We start from the raw sequence: 19418 nt of genomic DNA, 5'->3' as shown, positions 1-19418 counted from the left end.
TGCGCGGGGAGCGCCGTCCGGCCGGCACGCGGAACGCAGGCCACAAGGGTCTGCCTGGGGGGAGAGACGGGTCATGAGAGTCAGTGTTTTCGGGCTCGGCTACGTGGGCTGCGTGTCAGCCGCGTGCCTGGCCGGCATGGGCCACGAGGTCATCGGGGTGGACGTGAACCAGGTGAAGGTCGACCTGGTCAACGACGGCAAGGCCCCCGTGGTGGAGGAGCGTATCGGCGAGCTCCTCGCCGAGGTCGTGGGGACCGGAGCGCTGCGCGCCACCGGCGACGTCCGCGAGGCGGTCCTGGGCAGCGAGGTGTCGCTGGTCTGCGTGGGCACGCCGTCGGAGCCCAACGGCAGCCTGTGCACCACGTACTTGGAGCGGGTCGCCGAGCAGATCGGCGCCGCGCTGGCCGAGGAGATCGAGCAGGGGCGCCGGCACACCGTGGTGTTCCGCAGCACCATGCTCCCGGGCACCTGCCTGAACCTGCTGGTGCCGATCCTGGAGAAGAACACCGGCGGCACGGCCGGCGTGGACTTCGGGGTCGCGGTCAACCCGGAGTTCCTGCGCGAGGGCACGAGCGTGCGGGACTTCCTGGACCCGCCCAAGACCGTCGTCGGCGAGTTCGACCCGGCCAGCGGCGACGCGGTGCTGGCGCTGTACGACGGCCTGCCCGGCGAGGTGTTCCGGGTGCCGGTCCCGACGGCCGAGGCGATCAAGTACGCGGACAACGCCTTCCACGGCCTCAAGATCGGCTTCGCGAACGAGCTGGGCGCGGTGTGCCAGGCGCTCGGCGTGGACTCGCACCAGGTGATGGACGTGTTCCTGGCCGACCGCAAGCTGAACATCAGCCCCGCCTACCTGCGGCCCGGCTTCGCCTTCGGCGGCTCCTGCCTGCCCAAGGACCTGCGCAGCCTGGTCCACGCGGCCCAGCGGGCCGACGTCTCGGTACCCATCCTCGCCCACGTCCTGACCTCCAACTCCGACCACCTCCAGCGCGCGGTGGACCTGGTGGAGCGCACCGGCAAACGCCGGGTGGGGCTGTTCGGGCTGTCCTTCAAACCCGGCACCGACGACCTCCGCGAGAGCCCGCTCGTCGAACTGGCCGAGAGACTCTTCGGCAAGGGCTACGACATCAAGATCTACGACGCCAACGTGAGCCTCTCCCGGCTGCTCGGCGCGAACCGCGAGTACATCGAGAGCCGGCTGCCGCACCTCGCGCAGCTGCTCGCGGACTCCGTCGACGAGGTGCTCGAACACGCCGAGGTGTGCCTGGTCGGGACCAGGGACCCGGCCGTGCTGTCGGCGCTGCCCCATGGCGAAGGACCGGTGATCGTCGACCTCATCCGCCTTCCCGACGCCGAGACGCGCCGGACCGAACCGGGGTACGTGGGCCTTGCTTGGTAACACAACCGGCGGCGCCGGCTCCGGCCGGCGCGCGCTGATCCTGGTGGAGAACCTGTCGGTGCCGTTCGACCGGCGGGTGTGGCAGGAGTGCACGACGCTGCGCGACGCGGGCTGGACGGTGGACGTCATCTGCCCGCAGGGGGCCAAGCGCGACACCGAACCGGAGACGGAGATCGACGGGGTGCGGATCCACCGCTACCCGTTGCGCGCGGCCACCGGGGGGCCGGCCGGCTACCTGAAGGAGTACGGATCGGCGCTCTGGCACACGGCACGGCTGGCCCGCAAGGTCGGTCCGGTCGACGTGGTCCACGCGTGCAACCCGCCCGACCTGCTGTTCCTGCCGGCCCTGTGGCTGAAGCGGCGCGGCGCCCGGTTCGTCTTCGACCAGCACGACCTGGTGCCCGAGCTGTACCTCTCCCGGTTCGACCGCGGTGAGGACCTGCTCTACCGCGCCGTGTGCGCGCTGGAACGGCGGACCTACCGGGCCGCGGACATCGTGCTCGCCACGAACGAGAGCTACCGCGACGTCGCCGTGCGCCGTGGCGGCCGACGGCCGGAGGACGTCTTCGTGGTGCGCAGCGCGCCCGCCGTCGACCGCTTCCAACCGGTGCCGCCAGAGGTGGAGTTGAAGCGCGGCAAGCCTCATCTGCTGTGCTATCTCGGTGTCATGGGCCCGCAGGACGGCGTCGACTACGCCCTACGGGCCCTCGCGGAGCTCCGCGACCGGCTCGGACGGACCGACTGGCACGCGGTGTTCGTCGGTTCCGGCGACGCCTTCGACGCGATGGTGGAGCTGTCGGGGCGGCTCGGACTCGGGGAGCAGGTGCAGTTCACCGGGCGGATTCCGGACGCCGAACTGGTGCGCTACCTGTCCACCGCGGACGTCTGTCTTTCCCCCGACCCGCGCAACCCGCTCAACGACGTGTCGACCATGAACAAGGTCCTCGAGTACATGGCGATGGGCCGGCCGATCGTCTCCTTCGACCTGAAGGAGGCACGCGTCTCCGCCGGTGAGGCCGCCGTGTACGCGCCTGACGACGACGAGGCCGAGTTCGCCCGGCTCATCGCGCTGCTCCTGGACGACCCGGACCGGCGGGCGCGGATGGGCAAGATCGGCCAGGAGCGGGTCAGCGGGCCGCTCTCCTGGCAGAACTCACAGGCGTCGCTGCTCGCCGCCTACGCCGCTGCCTGCCGTGACCGCACTCCGGTGGCGGCGGGCGATCAGGTCCGCACAGGGAAGAGGCAAGGCAGTTGAGCGAGGACACGATACGTCTGGTCACCATCGGACGGATATTCCGACGGCGCTGGCGGCTTCTCGCCGTCCTCGCCGTCGTGGGCGGGCTCGTCGGGTACGGCGCTTCGGTGGTGTTCCCGCCGCGGTACACGACCTCGGCGTCGGTCCTGCTGCCGGGGCAGTGGGAGGAACGTGAACTGCTGACCCAGGTCGACATCGCGACCAGTTCGACGGTGGTCGGCCGCGCGGCCTCGACGCTCGGCTGGCAGGACGTCAGCGCCGCCGAACTGCGCGATCACGTGACCGCCACGGCCGCCGACGGGAACATCATCAGGATCTCGGGTACGGCCGATACCCCGAAGCGTGCGCAGCAGCTCTCCGACCAGGTCGCCCAGCAGTTCGTCAAGTTCGCCTCGCGGATCGCGGGCGGCGGCACGGACTCCGCGACGGCCACGGAGGCCGCGGCGCTGCGGAAGCAGGTCGAGGACACCAACCGCCGCATCACCGCCCTGGCCAACGCGGCCGACCCGGGACAGACCGTGGAGAGCGTGCAGGCCCGCACCGAGCTCGAGAAACTGAGCACCTCGCTGGAGGAGGCCATGACGAAACTGGACGAGGCCGACCCGGCGACCGACAAGGCCGGCATGGTCGTCATGGGGCAGGCGGCCCGGCCCACCAGCGAGGCGCCGCCGACCAGGATGCAGCTCACCGTCGCGGGAGCGCTGCTGTTCCTGCTGCTCGCGGTCATCGGCCATCTCATCGCCGCACGGATGAACCGCCGGCTGCGCACCGAACCCGAGATCGCCGCGGCGCTGGGCTCGGCGCTGCTGGGCACCGTCGACGTGCCCGACGCACGGCGCGGCGAGCACCGGACCGACGGCGGCGGCCGGCCGCGCCGGCTCCGCAGGCTCCTCGGCGTCGACGCCCGGTGGGACCTGCCCACCCCGCGCAGATCCGAGGACGAGGCCGGCCGGCGGATCCGCTACCGGCGGGTGTGCGCTCGCCTCCGGGACGAACTGCCCTCCCCCCGGCGGCTGCTGGTCGTCGTACCGGGCGGCGACGAGATCGCCCGCCGGGCCGCGCGGCAGCTTGCCGCCGAGGCCAAGAGCGATCCGCAGCTGCGGGTGGTGGAGGTCTCGGTGGACCGGCCGATCGTGCCGGACCGCGACACCGAGTCCGGGGCCCTGGTCGTCCTCAGCCCGGGAAGCTGGACCACCGAGGAACTCGCCGGAATCGCCGAGGCGTGCGTGGACGGCAGCCACGAACTCGTCGGCATCGTCGTCGCCGACACGGTCCGCGCCCGGGAGACCCGGCCGGCCGGACCCCCTCCGGACGACGCCACTCTGGCGCTCGCGGTCCCCGGCCGCGCGACGGGAGGTCCGGCATGACGACGAGCACGACCGCGGAGTCGCCGGCGGCCACTCCGCTCCTCGATCTGCAGGCACTGGTGGTGGCGGTACGCCGACGCCGCCGCCTGTGGTCCGCCACGGCGCTCCTCGGCCTGCTGGCCGGCGCCGGACTGGCGGTCCTGGTGCCGCCGTCGCCGACCGCGGTGACCACCGTGCTGGTCGCGCACGCCGAGGACCAGCCCAACGACACCGGAACGCTGATCCGCACCGACGTGCAGCTGCTGCAGACCACGAAGATCGCCGACAAGGCCCTGCGGTCCCTCAAGTCACCGGAGAAACCGGAGGACTTCATGGCGGACTACCGGGGGACCGGCCTGACCAACAACCTGCTGCAGATCACCGTCACGGGCGACAGCGACGCCCAGGCGGTGGCCCGCGCCAAGGCGCTCGCCGACGCGTTCGTCGCGGACCACGTGCAGCGCATGAAGGACACTGCGCAGGCCGAGGCCCAGGCCCTGCTCGACCAGCGTGACCGCATGCGGGACGAACTGGCCCAGGTCAACGAGGAGATCGGAGGCCAGTCGGCGGACAGCGACCCGAAGGCGTCGGCGAGCCTCGAATCGCTCTTCGCCCGCCGCGCCGAACTCAACTCCCGCATCGCCGACTTCGACGAACGCGCCGCGGACGCGCGGACCGGAACACCGCAGGTCGTCGCCGGCACGGAGATCGTGGACCTCCCGCGCGCGCTGCGGCACTCGCTGCCCAAGGCCGTCGTCACCGACGCCGCGATCGGGCTCGTCCTCGGGCTCGTCCTCGGGCTCGCGCTGGCCGCGATCGGCGTGGTGGTGGCGGACCGCCCGGTGCTGCGCCGGGACATCGCGGCGAACCTGGGAGCCTCGGTCATCGCCGAACTGCCCCGCCGCTCGGGCAGACCGTGGCGGCGCCGCCGCATCCGGCTCACCCGGGAACGGCTCACCGCCTCCCTGGCCCGCACCGCGCGCGGCTCCACGGAACCGGTGTCGCTGCTGGAGCTGGGCTGTGCGCGCCGCACGAGCGTGATCGCCCTGGACCTCGCCAGGGCCATGGCGGCGGAGGGACCGGTGACCGTCATCGACGCTCTGCCCCGTCCGTACCTGGCGGGCCGCCGCCCGAAACCGGGAGACCCGACCGTGGTCGGCGGCGAGCGCGCCGCGACCGTGCCGCCCCAGGAGCGCCGCATCGGCGTCGGCTCGGTGGCGCCCGGAACGGCGTGGACCGACCTGCAGTACCTCGGCACCCAGACCGTGCTCGTGGTGCGGGCCGGACACGGCAGCGCCGCATGGCTGCACACAGTGGCGCGCCAGCTCGCCGAGCAGCGCATCCCGGTGATCGGCGTGGTGCTGATCGACCCGGACCCGCGGGACCGGACCGACGGCACCCTGTGGGACGGGCTGCACACCGCGCTGCGCGGCCGGAGCGAGTGGCCGGCCCGGCAGACGGGCGGGGGTACCTCGCACGCCGTTCAGGCAGTGGGGGAGGGCCAGCGGCGGGCGGAGCGGCGGCCGGTGTGGGCTGCCCGGGGCCCGGAGAACGACCAGGAGGTGCGGTAGGACATGTGTGGCATCGCGGGCACCTACCGCTGGCCGGACGGAAAGGCGGTCACCGACCGGCTCACCGACACCCTCGCCCACCGCGGCCCGGACGGGGCGGGCCGGTACAGCCACCCCGTGGGCGACGGCGAAGTGCACCTCGGGCACCGCCGGCTGGCCATCATCGACCTGTCCGACACCGGCGCCCAGCCGATGGTCTCCGACGGCCTCGTCCTGACGTACAACGGTGAGCTGTACAACGCCCCCGAGCTGCGTGCCGAACTGGCCGCCGGCGGGGTGCGCTTCCGCGGCACCTCCGACACCGAGGTGCTCCTGGAGGCCTGGCGGCGCTGGGGCACCGACTGCCTGCCCCGGCTGCGCGGCATGTTCGCGTTCGGCGTCTTCGACGAGCGCACCGGCGAACTGGTCCTCGCCCGCGACCAGCTCGGCATCAAGCCGCTGTTCCTGCTGCGGCGCGGCCGGGGCCTGGTGTTCGCCTCCGAGCTCAAGGCGCTCGCCGTCGCGACCGGCCGGTCGCTGGAGGTGGACCACGCGGCGCTGGTGGCCTCGCTGCTCTACTACTGGGTGCCGGACTCCCGGTGCGCGTTCCGCGAGGCGGAGAAGCTGCCGCCGGGGAGCTGGCTGAGGTGCCGGCCCGACGGCCGGGTGGAGCGCGGCCGGTTCTGGGACCTGAAGGACGTCGCCGCCGAGGGCCAGGAGCGGATCCGCGGCGGCGAACAGCCGGACCTGGCCGCCGTCGTCGAGGACTCGACCCGGCGTCACCTGCTCTCCGACGTCCCCGTGGCGACCTTCCTCTCCGGTGGCCTCGACTCCAGCTGGCTGACCGCGCTGGCGGCCCGCCACCAGCCGGGGATCTCCGCCTACACGATCGGATTCCGCGCCGAGGACGCCAGGTTCGAGGCGATGCCCGACGACCTGCGCTACGCCCGGCAGGTCGCCGAGCGGTTCGGCGTCGACCTGCACGAGATCGAGATCGCGCCGAACGTCCTCGACCTGCTGCCGCGGATGACGTACCACCTGGACGAGCCGATCGGCGACCCCGCCGCGATCAACACGTACCTGATCTGCTCGGCCGCGCGGGAGGCCGGGGTGAAGGTGATGCTCTCGGGGATGGGCGCGGACGAACTGTTCGCCGGCTACCGCAAGCACCTGGCCAACCTGATGGCGCTGCGGTACCAGCGCGTCCCGCGGCTCCTGCGGCGCGGGGTGTCCGGGGCCGTGGACCGGCTTCCGGTCGCGACGAGCCGCCGGGGGTACCGGTCGGTGCGCTTCGCGAAGCGGTTCCTCTCCTTCGCCGGTCTGCCGGAGGAGACCGCCTTCAGGCGCAGCTACACCATGTACGACCAGGACGAGTTGCTCGCCCTCCTCGATCCGGACCTGGCCGGGACGGTCGAGGACGTCCTGACCGAGCACGCGGACGTCTACCAGGACAACGACCTCGACGACTTCGTCAACCGGATGTGCCTCACCGACGCCAGGATGTTCCTGCCGGGACTGAACCTCACGTACACGGACCGCTCCAGCATGGCCGCCTCGACCGAGGTCCGGGTGCCGTACGTGGACGTCGAGGTGGTCAGGGCGGCGTTCGCCGTGCCCGGTGACCGCAAGATCGTCGGACGGCAGGGCAAGGCCGCCCTCAAGGAGGCGGCCACCTCGATCCTGCCCCGGGAGATCGTCTACCGGCCCAAGGGCCTCTTCAGCGCCCCGCTGCGGGCCTGGATGAGCCGGGACCTGGCACCGCTGGTGCGCGAGGTGGTCAACGACGGCGAGCTCGTCCGGTCCGGATTCCTGCGCCGCGACGCACTGGCGCGGCTCGTCGCCGAGGACGCCGCCGGGCAGCGGGACTACTCCAAGCATCTGTGGCACGTACTGACCCTCGAGTACTGGTATCGCGACGCGACCTCCGGGTCCGGCCAGAGCACTCGGTTGACGGCTTAGGAATCAGGGGACTTCGGTGAAGCAGGTCGTACAGAACTACAAGAGCGGCGAGCTGGCGGTGCTCGACGTTCCGGTGCCGGGGTGCAAGCCGGGTGGTGTGCTGGTCCGCAGCGCCTACTCGCTGATCTCCACCGGCACCGAGCTCATGAAGGTGTCCGAGGCCGGCATGTCGATGCTGGGCAAGGCCCGTTCCCGCCCCGACCAGGTGGCCAAGGTCATGCAGAGCGTGGCCACCAACGGGTTGCCCGCCACCTACCGCAAGGTGATGGGCAAGCTGGACTCCTACACGCCGCTCGGCTACTCGCTGTGCGGGGTGGTCGAGCAGGTCGGCACCGGCGTCGACGACGTGAAGGTGGGCGACCTCGTGGCCTGCGCCGGCAACGAGCACGCGCTGCACGCCGAGCTGAACTGGGTCCCGAGGAACCTCTACACGCCGGTGCCGGACGGGCTCGCGCCACGCCACGCCGCCTTCGGCACCGTCGGGGCGATCGCGATGCAGGGCGTCCGCCAGGGCGAGCCGCAGCTCGGCGAGGTGGCCCTGGTCATCGGCCTCGGCCTGATCGGGCAGCTGGTGGTCCAGCTCCTGACCGCCGCCGGGGTCCGCGTCGTCGGCGCCGACCCCGACCCGACGCGCTGCGAACTCGCCGAACGCCTGGGCGCCGCGGCCTGCGGCGACCCCGCGTCCGCGGCCGTGGAGGCCGCCGTCGCCGAACTCACCGACGGACACGGCGTGGACCAGGTGTATCTGGCCGCGGGCGGCGGCAGCAACCAGCCCGTCGAGCTGGCCGCCCGGCTCTGCCGGGACCGCGGCCGGGTCGTCGACATCGGCAAGTGCCGCCTGGACCTGCCGTGGAACGCGTACTACGAGAAGGAACTCGACGTCCGGTTCTCGCGCAGCTACGGTCCCGGGCGCTACGACCCGGAGTACGAACTGGAGGGACGCGACTACCCGATCGGCTACGTGCGCTGGACCGAGCGCCGCAACCTCGCGTGCTTCCTCGACCTGGTCGCCCGCGGCAGCGTCGACGTGGAGCCCCTGGTCTCGCACGTCGCCGACTTCGACGACGCGGTCGAGACGTACCGGCGTCTGAAGGACGGCGAACTGAAGGCCGTGGCCGTGCTGTTCCGCTACCCCGGACAGGCGGCGGAAGCGAAGGAAGGGGAGGCGCAGGTCCCGTCGGTGGCCGTACCCGCGGTGCGCCGCGGCGGGGGAGCGGCCACCCCGGCCCGGGCCGCCACCGCGCCGGTACGCCTCGCGTTCGTGGGCGCGGGGAACTACGCGACGTCGATGCTGCTGCCGCACCTGGCCCAGCGCGACGGCGTCGAGCTGTCGACCGTCGTCACCACCACGGCGCTCTCCGCGGCCAACGCACAGCGCAAGTTCGGCTTCGCCCAGGCGACCACCGACCTCGACGCCGTGCTCGGCGACAAGTCCGTCGACGCGGTGTTCGTGGTCACCCGGCACAGCTCGCACGCCGAACTGACCCGCAAGGCGCTGCTGGCCGGCAAGACCGTGTTCGTCGAGAAGCCCCTGGCTCTGACCGAGGACGAACTGGCCGGCGTGCTCGCGGCGGTGGAGGAGTCCGGCAACGACCGGCTGCAGGTCGGCTTCAACCGCCGCTTCGCGCCGCTGCTTCAGCAGGCCAGAGACCGGTTCGGCGTCCGCACCGGTCCGGCGAACCTCCGCTACCTGGTCAACGCCGGCCGGCTCCAGCACGGCAGCTGGTACCTCCAACAGGGCACCGAGGGCTCGCGGTTCGCCGGCGAGGGCGGCCACTTCATCGACACGGCGAGCTGGCTGCTGGAGGCCGACCCGGTCTCCGTCTACGCGGTGGCCACGTCCGGCAACGACGACCTGCAGGTCGTGCTGCGCTACCCGGACGGGTCCACGGCCACCATCAGCTACGTCACCACCGGTGCGCCCGGCTTCCCCAAGGAGACGCTGGACCTGGTCGCGGACGGCAAGGTGCTGCGGCTGGACGACTTCGTCCGGGCCTCGGTCTACGGCCGCAAGCGCTGGGTAAGTTCACGGCTGCCCAAGGCCCGGGACAAGGGCCAGAACGCCGAGCTGGCCGCGTTCATCAAGGCCGTGCGCACCGGTGGGCCGATGCCGGTGCCGGTCGAGTCGCTGGTCGCGACCACGGCGGCCACCCTCGCCGTGCAGGCCGGCCTGGCCGGCGGTGCGCCGGTGACGTTGGCGAGGACGCGATGACCGTGACCTCGGGGAGCGCGGGCTGGTACCTGCGCCGGCTGTCCCGGATGGGGCCGCGGGAGGTCGCGGGCCGGGCCGGTGACGCGGTGCGCAGACGGCGGTGGCGGTCCGACCGGCCGAAGGGCCCGGCCGTGACCGGCGCCCGGTTCACCGCTGTGCTGCCCGCCGGGACCCTCGCCGCGGTGCCACCGGAAGCCGCGAAACGTCTCGTCGCCGAGGCGGACCGGCTGATGTACGGGCACGTCGAGTATTTCGGGGTGGTCCGCGACGACCTCGTCGACCCGGACTGGTGGCGCGACCCGAAGACCGGGCGCCGGGCGCCGGGGGGTTACGCCTTCGACGTGCCCTACCGGAACGAGGACGCGGTCGGGGACATCAAGCAGATCTGGGAGCTGTCCCGGCACCAGTACCTCACCGTGCTCGCCGCCGCCTACGCGGTCACCGGGAACGAGCGGTACGCCGAGCGGGTGGCCGAACATCTGCGGTCGTGGTGGGCGGCCAACCCGCCGCTGCGGGGCGTGCACTGGATCAGCGGCATCGAGCTGGGCATCCGGCTGCTGTCCTGGGTGTGGATCCGCCGGCTGCTCGACGACTGGCCGGGCGCGGCCGGGCTGTTCGAGGACAACCCGGTGGCGCTCGACCAGATCTGGCACCACCAGCGCTGGCTGGCCGCCTTCCCGAGCCGGGGGTCGTCGGCCAACAACCACGTCATCGCCGAGGCCGCTGGGCAGCTCGCGGCGGCGTGCGCGTTCGGCTGGTTCCCGTCCTCGGGGCGCTGGCGCGGTGACGCGCTGCGGTCGCTGGAGCGGCACCTGCGCGGCAACACCTTCGCCTCCGGCCTCAACCGCGAGCTGGCCACCGAGTACCACGGGCTCGTGCTGGAACTGGGCCTGGCCGCGGTGGCCGAGGCCGACGCCGCGGGTGTAGCGGTCCCGCCGTCCGTCCGTCTGGTGCTGCTGCGGATGACCGACGCGCTCGCGGCCGTCGTGGACAGCCGGCTGCGGCCGCCGCGCCAGGGGGACGCGGACGACGGGTACGGCCTGGTCGTGGACGGCGCGGGCACCGACCGCTGGGGCTCCCTGCTGGCCACCGGCGACGCCGTCTTCGGACGGCTCGAATGGTGGCCGGAGGTGCCCGGCACCGATGTGCGCACCCCGCTGCTGTCCGCGCTGGTCCGGCCGTACCCGAAGGGCGCCGCCGCACCGGCCGTGTCCCGGCCGGCCGGCCGGCCGGACCACTTCGCCGACGCGGGGCTCACCATCCTGCGCGGTCCGGGAGAGATCTGGTGCCGCTGCGACGGTGGTCCGCACGGCTTCCTGTCCATCGCCGCGCACGCCCACGCGGACGCGCTCGCCGTGGAGGTCCGGCACGACGGCGTCGACGTGCTCGCCGACCCGGGGACGTTCTGTTACCACGGGCAGCCCGCGTGGCGGCAGTACTTCCGGTCCACCCTCGGCCACAACACGCTGCGGCTGGACGGCGCCGACCAGTCCGTCTCCGGCGGCCCGTTCCTGTGGACCCGGCATGCCCGCACCCGCGTCCTGACCGCGGACCCGTCCGGCGACGGCGTCGCCCGCTGGTCGGCCGAGCACGACGGGTACCAGGGCTCCGTGCACCGCCGGCGGGTGGAGCTGACGGCCGCGAGCCGGGAGCTCACGGTGGTCGACGAGGTGCGCGGCCCGCGCCGGGCGGTGGAGCTGGCGTTCCACCTCGGCCCGGCGATCGCCGCGGACCTGGTGGGGAACCGGGCGGTGCTCACCTGGATCCGGGACGGCGAGGGGCGGTCCGCGGTGCTGGACCTGCCCGGAGAGCTGTCCTGGCGGGCGCACCGCGGCGAGACCGGCCCGCCGCTGGGCTGGTACTCCGCGGGATTCGGGCGCAAGGAACCCACCACGACGCTGATCGGCACCGGCACCACCGCCGACGGCGTCATGGGGTTCACCACTGTCCTCAGGTTCGGCCGCTAGGGGGGCACGTGGGGAACAAGAGGCGGCACTGGGCGCCGGGGGCGGCACTGCTGGCGCTGGCCCTGCTGACGGCGACCGGCTGTGAGAGCACGCCGGACGCCCCGGCGGCGGAGCCGACCGCCGCGCCGTCCACGTCCGCGGCCCGGTCCGTGGCCCGGGCGTGCGCCAACCCCGGGGCCGGGCCGGCGAAGGCCCCGGCGGGCGCGGTGCCGGTCGACCCGGCGGTCGTCGGCGACCTGGCGTCGAAGACCAGGAACAGCCCGCCGGACACCACCTTCTGGCTCCGGCCGGGCAAGCACCGGCTGGACCCGGACCGGTACGCCCAGGTCGTGCCCAAGAAGGGGGACCGCTATCTCGGTGCGCCGGGCGCGGTGCTCGACGGCGGGAGGAAGAACCAGTACGCGTTCGCGGGTACCGCCCGCGACGTCACCATCCGCTATCTGACGGTGCAGCACTTCGTCGCGCCGCAGAACGAGGGCGTGGTCAACCACGACTCGGCCGACGGGTGGGTGATCGAGCACGCGACGATCCAGAACAACTCGGGGGCGGCGCTGATGGCCGGTGCCCGCCAGCGCGTCGTCGCCAACTGCCTGCGCGACAACGGGCAGTACGGACTGAACGCGTACAAGGGCGGTGGCGGTATCAGCGACCTGGTGGTCGAGGACAACGAGATCGTGGGCAACAACACCGACGACTGGGAGCGGCGGCAGGAGGGCTGCGGCTGCACCGGGGGCGTCAAGTTCTGGGCCGTCGACGGCGCGGACGTGCGCGGCAACTGGGTGCACGACAACCACGGAGCGGGGTTGTGGGCGGACACCGACAACAACGACTTCGTCATCGAGAACAACGTGCTCGATGCCAACGCCGGTCCCGCGCTGATCTACGAGACCAGCTACAACGCGATCATCCGGAACAACACGATCCGGCGGAACAACCGGGTCGAGGGCCGCAGGTACGCCGACCGGGGCGACACCTTCCCGTACGCGACCGTCTACCTGTCCGAGTCCGGCGGTGAACCGCGGATCCGGGCCCGCACCGACAAGATCGAGATCTACCGGAACGTGCTGGAGAACAACTGGTCGGGGATCACCCTGTGGGAGAACGCCGACCGCTTCTGCAACAGTCCGGCCAACACCTCGTCCGGTGACTGCACGCTGCTGGTGAAGGACACCGGCCGCTGCGTGAAGCCGGCGATCGACAAAGCGCCGCTCTACGCCGACTGCCGGTGGAAGACCCAGCGCGTGGACATCCACGACAACCGCTTCGTGCTCGACAAGTCCGTGGTCGAGTGCACGGAGATGTGCGACCGCATGGCGGTGCTGTCCAACTACGGAACCTACCCGGACTGGTCGCCGTACAAGGGCGAGAAGGTGGCTGAGGCGATCACCCACGAACAGGACAACCGCTGGCACGACAACGTCTACCTCGGACCGTGGAAGTTCGTCGCCTACGACCCGAGCCGGGTGCTCGACTTCGACGAGTGGCAGGGCATGGACTACCGGCAGGACGCGGGCAGCACCCTCGACATCCGGGCCGGTGGTTGAGATGGACACCAGGTCCGGCATCGCACCGGGCCCCGCCGGCGGCCCGAGGCTCGTCGGGGTCGTCTGGGGGCTGCTGGTCCTCAACACGCTCGGCTCCGCCGGGGCGAAGACCATCGTCCCGCTGCCCCGTTCCCTCATCCAGATGGTCACCATGGGCGCCCTGGTCGCCGCGTTCGGGCTGGCGCTCGCGGTCAACCTCCGTCTCCGCGTCCGCCCCAGCGCCTACCTGCTGCTGCTCACCCTGTTGCTGGTGACGAGCGTGATCTCCAGCGCGAACCTGGAGTCCGGGTTCGGCGCGCTGTTCCGCTGTGCCCGGCTGGCTCTGTTCATCGGCACCCTGTGGCTGCTCAGCCGCTGGTGGGACGGCAGCCTGACGTTCGTCCGACACCACATCAGGGCGTACTTCGCGGTGCTCGGATCGGTCGCCGCCGGCCTGCTCGTCTCACCGGGCGCGGCTCTGCCCGACCTCTACGGCGGACGCCTGGTGGGCGCGTTGTGGCCGCTGACCCCACCGCAGATCGGGCAGTACGCGGCGGTGATCATCGGGCTCACCGTACTGCTCGTCCTCGGCCGCAGGACCGACCGGACCAGCGCCGTGGTGGTGATCGTGCCGTCCTTCGTGCTGCTCGCCCTGACCCATACCCGGACGGCCACGCTCGGCCTGTTCATCGGACTGGCCCTGGCGATCGGCTCGCTCGTCCTCACCAGCGCCGCCGCCCGCCGTTTCTTCACCTGGGCGGTGCTGTGCGCCGTGGTGGCCGTGGCGGGGTTCGCCTCCGCACTGCAGACGTGGTTCCTGCGCGGACAGAGCAAGGAGAACTTCTCCAGCCTCACCGGACGGGCCAAGGTCTGGGACGCTCTCCTGTCCGCACCGCGGTCCACCTCGGAGAAGTTCTTGGGCGTGGGCCTGGGCGACAAGTCCTACGGCGGGCTGCCGATCGACAACAGCTGGCTGGCCGTCTACAACGAGCAGGGTCTGATCGGCGTCACCCTGGTCGCGGTGATCATCATCGTGCTGGGCGGCGTCGCGCTGCTGCGGCCGCCGTCGCTGCAGCGGGCCTGCGCGATCTTCCTGATCAGCTACTGCGCGGTCGCCTCGTACACCGAGGCCGGACTCGGCGACGCCTCGCCGTATCTGCTGCATCTCGCCCTGGCCGCCTCGCTGCTGGCGGCACCCGCCGTGGCGGCTTCCCCCTCGCCGCCCGGAGTACCCCGCCGACTCGCCCAGGGAACGGAGGCGACCTGAGCATGCACGTTCTCGTGGTGCACAACCGCTACGGCTCGGCGCAGCCGAGCGGAGAGAACAAGGTCGTCGACCAGGAGGTGGAGCTGCTGCGCGCGGCCGGCCACCGGGTCGAGGTCTTCGAGCGGCGCAGCGACGACATCGCCGACCGGTCCCTCCTCGGCAAGGCCGCGGTGCCGCTCCTGGTGCCGTGGAACCCGGCGGTCCGCACCGAACTCGCCGCCCTGCTGCGCACCGAGCCGCCGGACGTGGTGCACGTCCACAACGTCTTCCCGCTCCTGTCGCCCGCGGTCCTCGCCGCGTGCGCCGACGCCGGTGTGCCCGCCGTCGCCACGCTGCACAACTACACCCAGGTCTGTCCGCCCGGCACGCTCCAGCGGGCCGGCCGGCCGTGCACCGAGTGCGTCGGCTCCGCGCCGCTGCCCGCCGTCCGGCACGGCTGCTACCGCGGCTCCCGCCTCGCGACGGTGCCGCTCGCGGTCAGCCTGTCGGTCAACCGGCGCCGGTGGTGGTCCGGCGTGGAGCGGTTCCTCTGCATCTCCGCGGCGCAGCGCGATGTCCTGGTCCGGTCCGGGATGCCGGCCGAGCGGCTGACGGTGAAGCACAACTTCGTGTCCGATCCGGGCAGTTGCCGGGAAGCCGAGGGTGAGCACGTGCTCTACCTCGGCCGGCTCGCGGAGGCCAAGGGCGTCCGGCTGCTCATGACCGCGTGGGACGAGATCGCGGCGGTCGGCGGGGTGGGCGTGCCGCTCGTGATCGCCGGCGCCGGGCCGCTGGAGCGCGAGGTGACCGCCTGGGCCGCGGGCCGGGACGACGTGCGCTGCGTCGGCCTGCTGGACACCGCGGAGTGCCGCAAGTTCATCGCACGGTCGGTCGCCGTGACGGCTCCCTCGACCTGGCTGGAGGCGTTCGGGCTGGTGGTCGTGGAGGCGATGGCGGCCGGGGTGCCGGCCGTCGCCGCCGGCCACGGCGCCTTCGTCGAACTCGTCGAGGACGGCGTCACCGGGCTGCTGCACCGGCCGGGCGAGCCCGCCTCGCTCGCGTCCTGCATACGCCGGGTCGCGGCCGACCCGGACCGCAACCGGGCGATGGGCCAGGCGGCCCGCCGCCGCTACGAGCAGGGATTCAGCCCGGCCGTCGGCCTGGAGCGCCTGCTGGAGGAGTACCGCACCGCGATCGCGGAGCGGTCGGCACAGGCTCGCGGCGGGGACACCCGCGCGAGCAGGGGGGATGGGGACAGCACATGACACGATGCCGACTCTGCGGCTCGGAAGCGATGGCGAGCGTCGTCGACCTGGGGGCGACACCGCCGTGCGAGAGCTTCCTCGCCGCGGACCAACTGGACGATCCGGAGCCCGCGTACCCGCTGCACCTGCGGGTCTGCACCGACTGCTGGCTCGCGCAGATCCCGCCGCTGATCACACCGGAGGAGACCTTCAAGGAGTACGCCTACTTCTCCTCGTACTCGACGTCCTGGGTGGAGCACGCGCGCACCTTCGTCGCCGGCGCCGCGGAGCGGCTGGCGCTCGGCCCCGACTCCTTCGTGGTCGAGGTGGCGAGCAACGACGGATACCTGCTGAAGCACGTGGTGGACCGGGGGATCCGCTGCCTCGGCATCGAGCCGTCGGTGAACGTCGGCGCCGCGGCACGGGAGACGGGCGTGCCCACACTCACCGAGTTCCTCTCCCCGGAGACCGGCGCCGCCGTCCGCGCCGAACACGGCCCGGCGGACCTGGTCGTGGCCAACAACGTGTACGCGCACATCCCCGACGTGGTCGGTTTCACCCAGGGGCTGCGCGCCCTGGTCGCCGACGACGGCTGGGTCTCCGTCGAGGTGCAGCACCTGCTGACCCTGATCGAGGAGAACCAGTACGACACCATCTACCACGAGCACTTCCAGTACTACACGGTCGCGTCCGCGATCCGGGCGCTGGCGAGCGGCGGCCTCACCCTCGTGGACGTCGAGCTGCTGCCCACGCACGGCGGCTCCATCCGGCTGTGGGCCCGGCCGGCCGAGGCGGCCGCCGAGCCGAGCCGGCGGGTGGCCGACGTACTGGACCGGGAGAAGGCCGCCGGGCTGCAGGAGCTGTCCGGGTACACCGAGTTCTCCGCCCGGGTGGCCAAGGTGCGCCGGGACCTGCTGAGATTCCTCATCGAGGCCGCCGAGCGCGGTGAGAGGGTCGTCGGCTACGGCGCCCCGGGCAAGGGCAACACCCTGCTCAACCACTGCGGCATCCGCCCCGACCTGCTCGCCTACACCGTCGACCGCAACCCCTACAAGCACGGCAGGTTCACCCCGGGGACCCGCGTGCCGATCCTGTCGCCCGAGCGCATAGCCGCCGACAAGCCGGACTACGTCCTCGTCCTCCCGTGGAACCTGCGGGCCGAACTGGTCGAGCAGCTGTCCTTCGTGCACGAGTGGGGCGGACGGCTGGTCTTTCCCATCCCGGAACTGAGCGTCGTCGAGGTGAAGTCATGAAGGTCGTCCTGTTCTGCGGCGGTTACGGGATGCGGATGCGCAACGGCGCCTCCGACGACGTGCCCAAACCGATGGCGATGGTCGGCCCGCGCCCGCTGATCTGGCACGTCATGCGCTACTACGCGTACTTCGGGCACACGGAGTTCATCCTGTGCCTCGGCTACGGGGCCCACCACATCAAGGACTTCTTCCTCAACTACGAGGAGACGACGTCCAACGACTTCGTCCTGCGCGGCGGGCGCACCGAGCTGCTCTCCACCGACATCGCCGACTGGACGATCACGTTCGTGCAGACCGGCATCGAGTCCCCCATCGGGGAGCGGCTGCGCCGGGTGCGGGAGCACCTGGACGGCGACGAGATGTTCCTCGCCAACTACGCCGACGTGCTCACCGACGCCCCGCTGCCGGAGATGATCGACAAGTTCGCCGCGCGCGACGCCGGGGCATCCATGATGGTGGTCCCGCCTCAGTCGTCCTTCCACTGTGTGGAGCTGGGCGAGGACGGCCTGGTGGGAGGCATCACCGCGGTGAGCGAACTGCCGCTGTGGGAGAACGGCGGTTACTTCGTGCTCCGCCAGGAGATCTTCGACCACATACCGGAGAACGGCGACCTGGTCGCCGACGGATGCGCCCAACTGGCCAAGCAGGGGCGGCTGGTGGCGCACCAGCACCGCGGCTTCTGGAAGCCGACCGACACGGTGAAGGAGCGGGCCGCGCTCGACGAGGCCTACACCCGGGGCGACCGTCCGTGGGCCGTGTGGGAACGGGACCGTGCCGGGGTGGGAGCGTGATCCGGCTCGGGGCCGGGCCCCTGGACCGGATCGTCGCGGTGGGCGCGCACTGCGACGACATCGCCATCGGCGCCGGCGGCACACTGCTGACGCTGTGTCAGGCGCGGCCGGGCATCCGTGTCGACGCGCTGGTGCTCACCGGCGGCGGCAGCGGGCGCGAGCAGGAGGAGCAGGCGGCGCTCGCCGCCTTCTGCCCGGGCGCCGACCTGCGGCTGACCGTGCACAAGCTGCCGGACGGCCGGTTCCCGGCGCACTGGGAGGAGGCCAAGTCCGCGGTCGAGGAACTGCGCGAGCGGACCGACCCGGACCTGGTCCTCGCACCGCGCACCGACGACGCCCACCAGGACCACCGCGGCCTGGCGCAGCTCATGACCACCGCGTTCCGTGACCACCTCGTACTCGGCTACGAGATCGTCAAGTGGGACGGCGACCTCGGCCGGCCGGCCGCCTACCAGCCGCTGGAGGCGGAGACCGCAGAGCAGAAGGTACGGCTGCTGCAGGAGCACTACCCCTCGCAGCGGCACCGGCCCTGGTACGACCGGGAGGCCTTCCTGGGCCTCGCCCGGATCCGCGGCATCGAATGCCACGCGCGCTACGCCGAGGCGTTCGCCGTCGCCAAACTCACGCTCAACCTGGGGGGTTGAACCTTGCGCGTACTACTGACCGGACACCAGGGCTATCTGGGCACCGTGATGGCCCCGGTCCTCGAGGCCGCCGGCCACGAGGTCGTCGGCCTCGACGCCGGCCTGTTCGCCGACTGCGTGCTGGGCCCGCGGCCCGCCGACCCGCCGGGGCAGCGGGTGGACCTGCGCGACGTCACCGCCGACCACGTGGCCGGGGTGGACGCCGTGATCCACCTGGCCGCGCTCTCCAACGACCCGCTCGGCTCGCTGGCCCCGGAGCTCACCTACGACATCAACCACCACGCGTCCGTGCACCTTGCCCGGCTGGCCCGCGACGCCGGAGTGCAGCGTTTCCTGTACGCGTCGACCTGCTCCGTCTACGGCGCCGCCGGCGGTGACGGCCTGGTGGCCGAGGACGCCCCCCTGCGCCCGGTGACACCGTACGCGGAGTCCAAGGTGCGGGTGGAGGACGACCTGCACGAACTCGCCGACGGCGACTTCACCCCGGTGTACATGCGCAACGCCACCGCCTTCGGCTTCTCGCCCCGGCTGCGCGCCGACATCGTGCTCAACAACCTCGTGGGCCACGCGCTCCTCTCCGGTGAGGTCCTCGTGCTCTCCGACGGCACGCCCTGGCGGCCGCTGGTGCACGCCGCCGACATCGCCCGGGCCTTCACGGCCGCGCTGACCGCGCCGCGCCGGGCGGTGCACGACCGGGCGTTCAACATCGGCAGCGAGGTCAACAACGTCACGGTCGCCGAGATCGCCGAACAGGTCGCCGAGGCGGTGTCCGGCGCGAAGGTGGTGATCACCGGGGAGAACGGGGCCGATCCGCGGTCCTACCGGGTGGACTTCGCCCGGTTCCGCGCCGCGGTCCCCGGCTTCGACTGCGAGTGGACGGTGAAGCAGGGAGCGCTCGAACTCGCCGACGCCTACCGGAAGTTCGGGCTGACCCGGGAGGACTTCGAGCAGCGCTTCACCCGGCTGGCCGTACTGCGTGCGGCATCCGAGGCGGGCAGCGTCGACGACACCCTGCGGCGGCGCCGGTGA

The 19418-nt window shown here is 72.3% G+C and carries 14 protein-coding genes; all 14 read left to right on the top strand.

Annotation, left to right across the window (positions count from 1 at the left end; all coding sequences use genetic code 11):
• The first annotated feature begins 73 nt into the window (after positions 1-73).
• The 14 genes from ACZ4O3_RS25365 to ACZ4O3_RS25300 are packed head-to-tail and all read left to right on the top strand — an operon-like array spanning position 74 to position 19418.
• Entirely contained in the window at positions 74-1399 is a 1326-nt protein-coding gene (locus tag ACZ4O3_RS25365) for a nucleotide sugar dehydrogenase (RefSeq protein ID WP_467724394.1), read from the top strand.
• On the top strand, positions 1389-2654 hold the full coding sequence (locus tag ACZ4O3_RS25360) for a glycosyltransferase family 4 protein (protein WP_467724392.1): 1266 nt from the start codon (positions 1389-1391) through the stop codon (positions 2652-2654). Before ACZ4O3_RS25365 ends, ACZ4O3_RS25360 begins: the two co-directional genes overlap by 11 nt.
• The gene (locus tag ACZ4O3_RS25355; protein WP_467724390.1) at positions 2651-4021 is read left to right on the top strand and encodes a Wzz/FepE/Etk N-terminal domain-containing protein; all 1371 of its coding nucleotides are present in this window, start codon (positions 2651-2653) and stop codon (positions 4019-4021) included. The genes ACZ4O3_RS25360 and ACZ4O3_RS25355 overlap by 4 nt, the downstream gene beginning before the upstream one ends.
• Positions 4018-5571: a Wzz/FepE/Etk N-terminal domain-containing protein gene (locus ACZ4O3_RS25350; RefSeq protein ID WP_467724388.1), complete on the top strand. Its 1554-nt coding sequence runs from the start codon at positions 4018-4020 to the stop codon at positions 5569-5571. The genes ACZ4O3_RS25355 and ACZ4O3_RS25350 overlap by 4 nt, the downstream gene beginning before the upstream one ends.
• Before the next feature lie 3 nt (positions 5572-5574).
• The gene (gene asnB, locus ACZ4O3_RS25345) at positions 5575-7509 is read left to right on the top strand and encodes an asparagine synthase (glutamine-hydrolyzing) (RefSeq protein ID WP_467724386.1); all 1935 of its coding nucleotides are present in this window, start codon (positions 5575-5577) and stop codon (positions 7507-7509) included.
• A gap of 16 nt (positions 7510-7525) precedes the next feature.
• A complete protein-coding gene (locus ACZ4O3_RS25340; protein WP_467724385.1) occupies positions 7526-9721 on the top strand; it encodes a bi-domain-containing oxidoreductase in 2196 nt (731 codons plus the stop codon).
• Entirely contained in the window at positions 9718-11688 is a 1971-nt protein-coding gene (locus tag ACZ4O3_RS25335) for an alginate lyase family protein (RefSeq protein ID WP_467724383.1), read from the top strand. Before ACZ4O3_RS25340 ends, ACZ4O3_RS25335 begins: the two co-directional genes overlap by 4 nt.
• 8 nt (positions 11689-11696) lie before the next feature.
• Positions 11697-13232: a right-handed parallel beta-helix repeat-containing protein gene (locus ACZ4O3_RS25330; protein WP_467724381.1), complete on the top strand. Its 1536-nt coding sequence runs from the start codon at positions 11697-11699 to the stop codon at positions 13230-13232.
• Position 13233: 1 nt separating this feature from the next.
• Entirely contained in the window at positions 13234-14478 is a 1245-nt protein-coding gene (locus ACZ4O3_RS25325; protein WP_362730490.1) for an O-antigen ligase domain-containing protein, read from the top strand.
• A gap of 2 nt (positions 14479-14480) precedes the next feature.
• Positions 14481-15722 carry a glycosyltransferase gene (locus ACZ4O3_RS25320; protein WP_467724379.1) on the top strand — a complete coding sequence of 414 codons (1242 nt, stop codon included), beginning with the start codon at positions 14481-14483 and terminating at the stop codon, positions 15720-15722.
• A complete protein-coding gene (locus ACZ4O3_RS25315) occupies positions 15719-16954 on the top strand; it encodes a methyltransferase domain-containing protein (RefSeq protein ID WP_467724378.1) in 1236 nt (411 codons plus the stop codon). Before ACZ4O3_RS25320 ends, ACZ4O3_RS25315 begins: the two co-directional genes overlap by 4 nt.
• Positions 16951-17745 carry a sugar phosphate nucleotidyltransferase gene (locus ACZ4O3_RS25310; RefSeq protein ID WP_362726456.1) on the top strand — a complete coding sequence of 265 codons (795 nt, stop codon included), beginning with the start codon at positions 16951-16953 and terminating at the stop codon, positions 17743-17745. The genes ACZ4O3_RS25315 and ACZ4O3_RS25310 overlap by 4 nt, the downstream gene beginning before the upstream one ends.
• Complete coding sequence (locus ACZ4O3_RS25305) at positions 17742-18389, top strand: PIG-L deacetylase family protein (protein WP_467724376.1); 648 nt, start codon at positions 17742-17744, stop codon at positions 18387-18389. Before ACZ4O3_RS25310 ends, ACZ4O3_RS25305 begins: the two co-directional genes overlap by 4 nt.
• A gap of 3 nt (positions 18390-18392) precedes the next feature.
• Positions 18393-19418 (top strand): NAD-dependent epimerase/dehydratase family protein, encoded by a 1026-nt coding sequence (locus ACZ4O3_RS25300; RefSeq protein WP_362726459.1) that lies wholly within the window; start codon positions 18393-18395, stop codon positions 19416-19418.

Source organism: Streptomyces sp. NPDC026515 (assembly GCF_055567595.1).
This window is presented reverse-complemented; position numbering and strand designations above follow the sequence as displayed.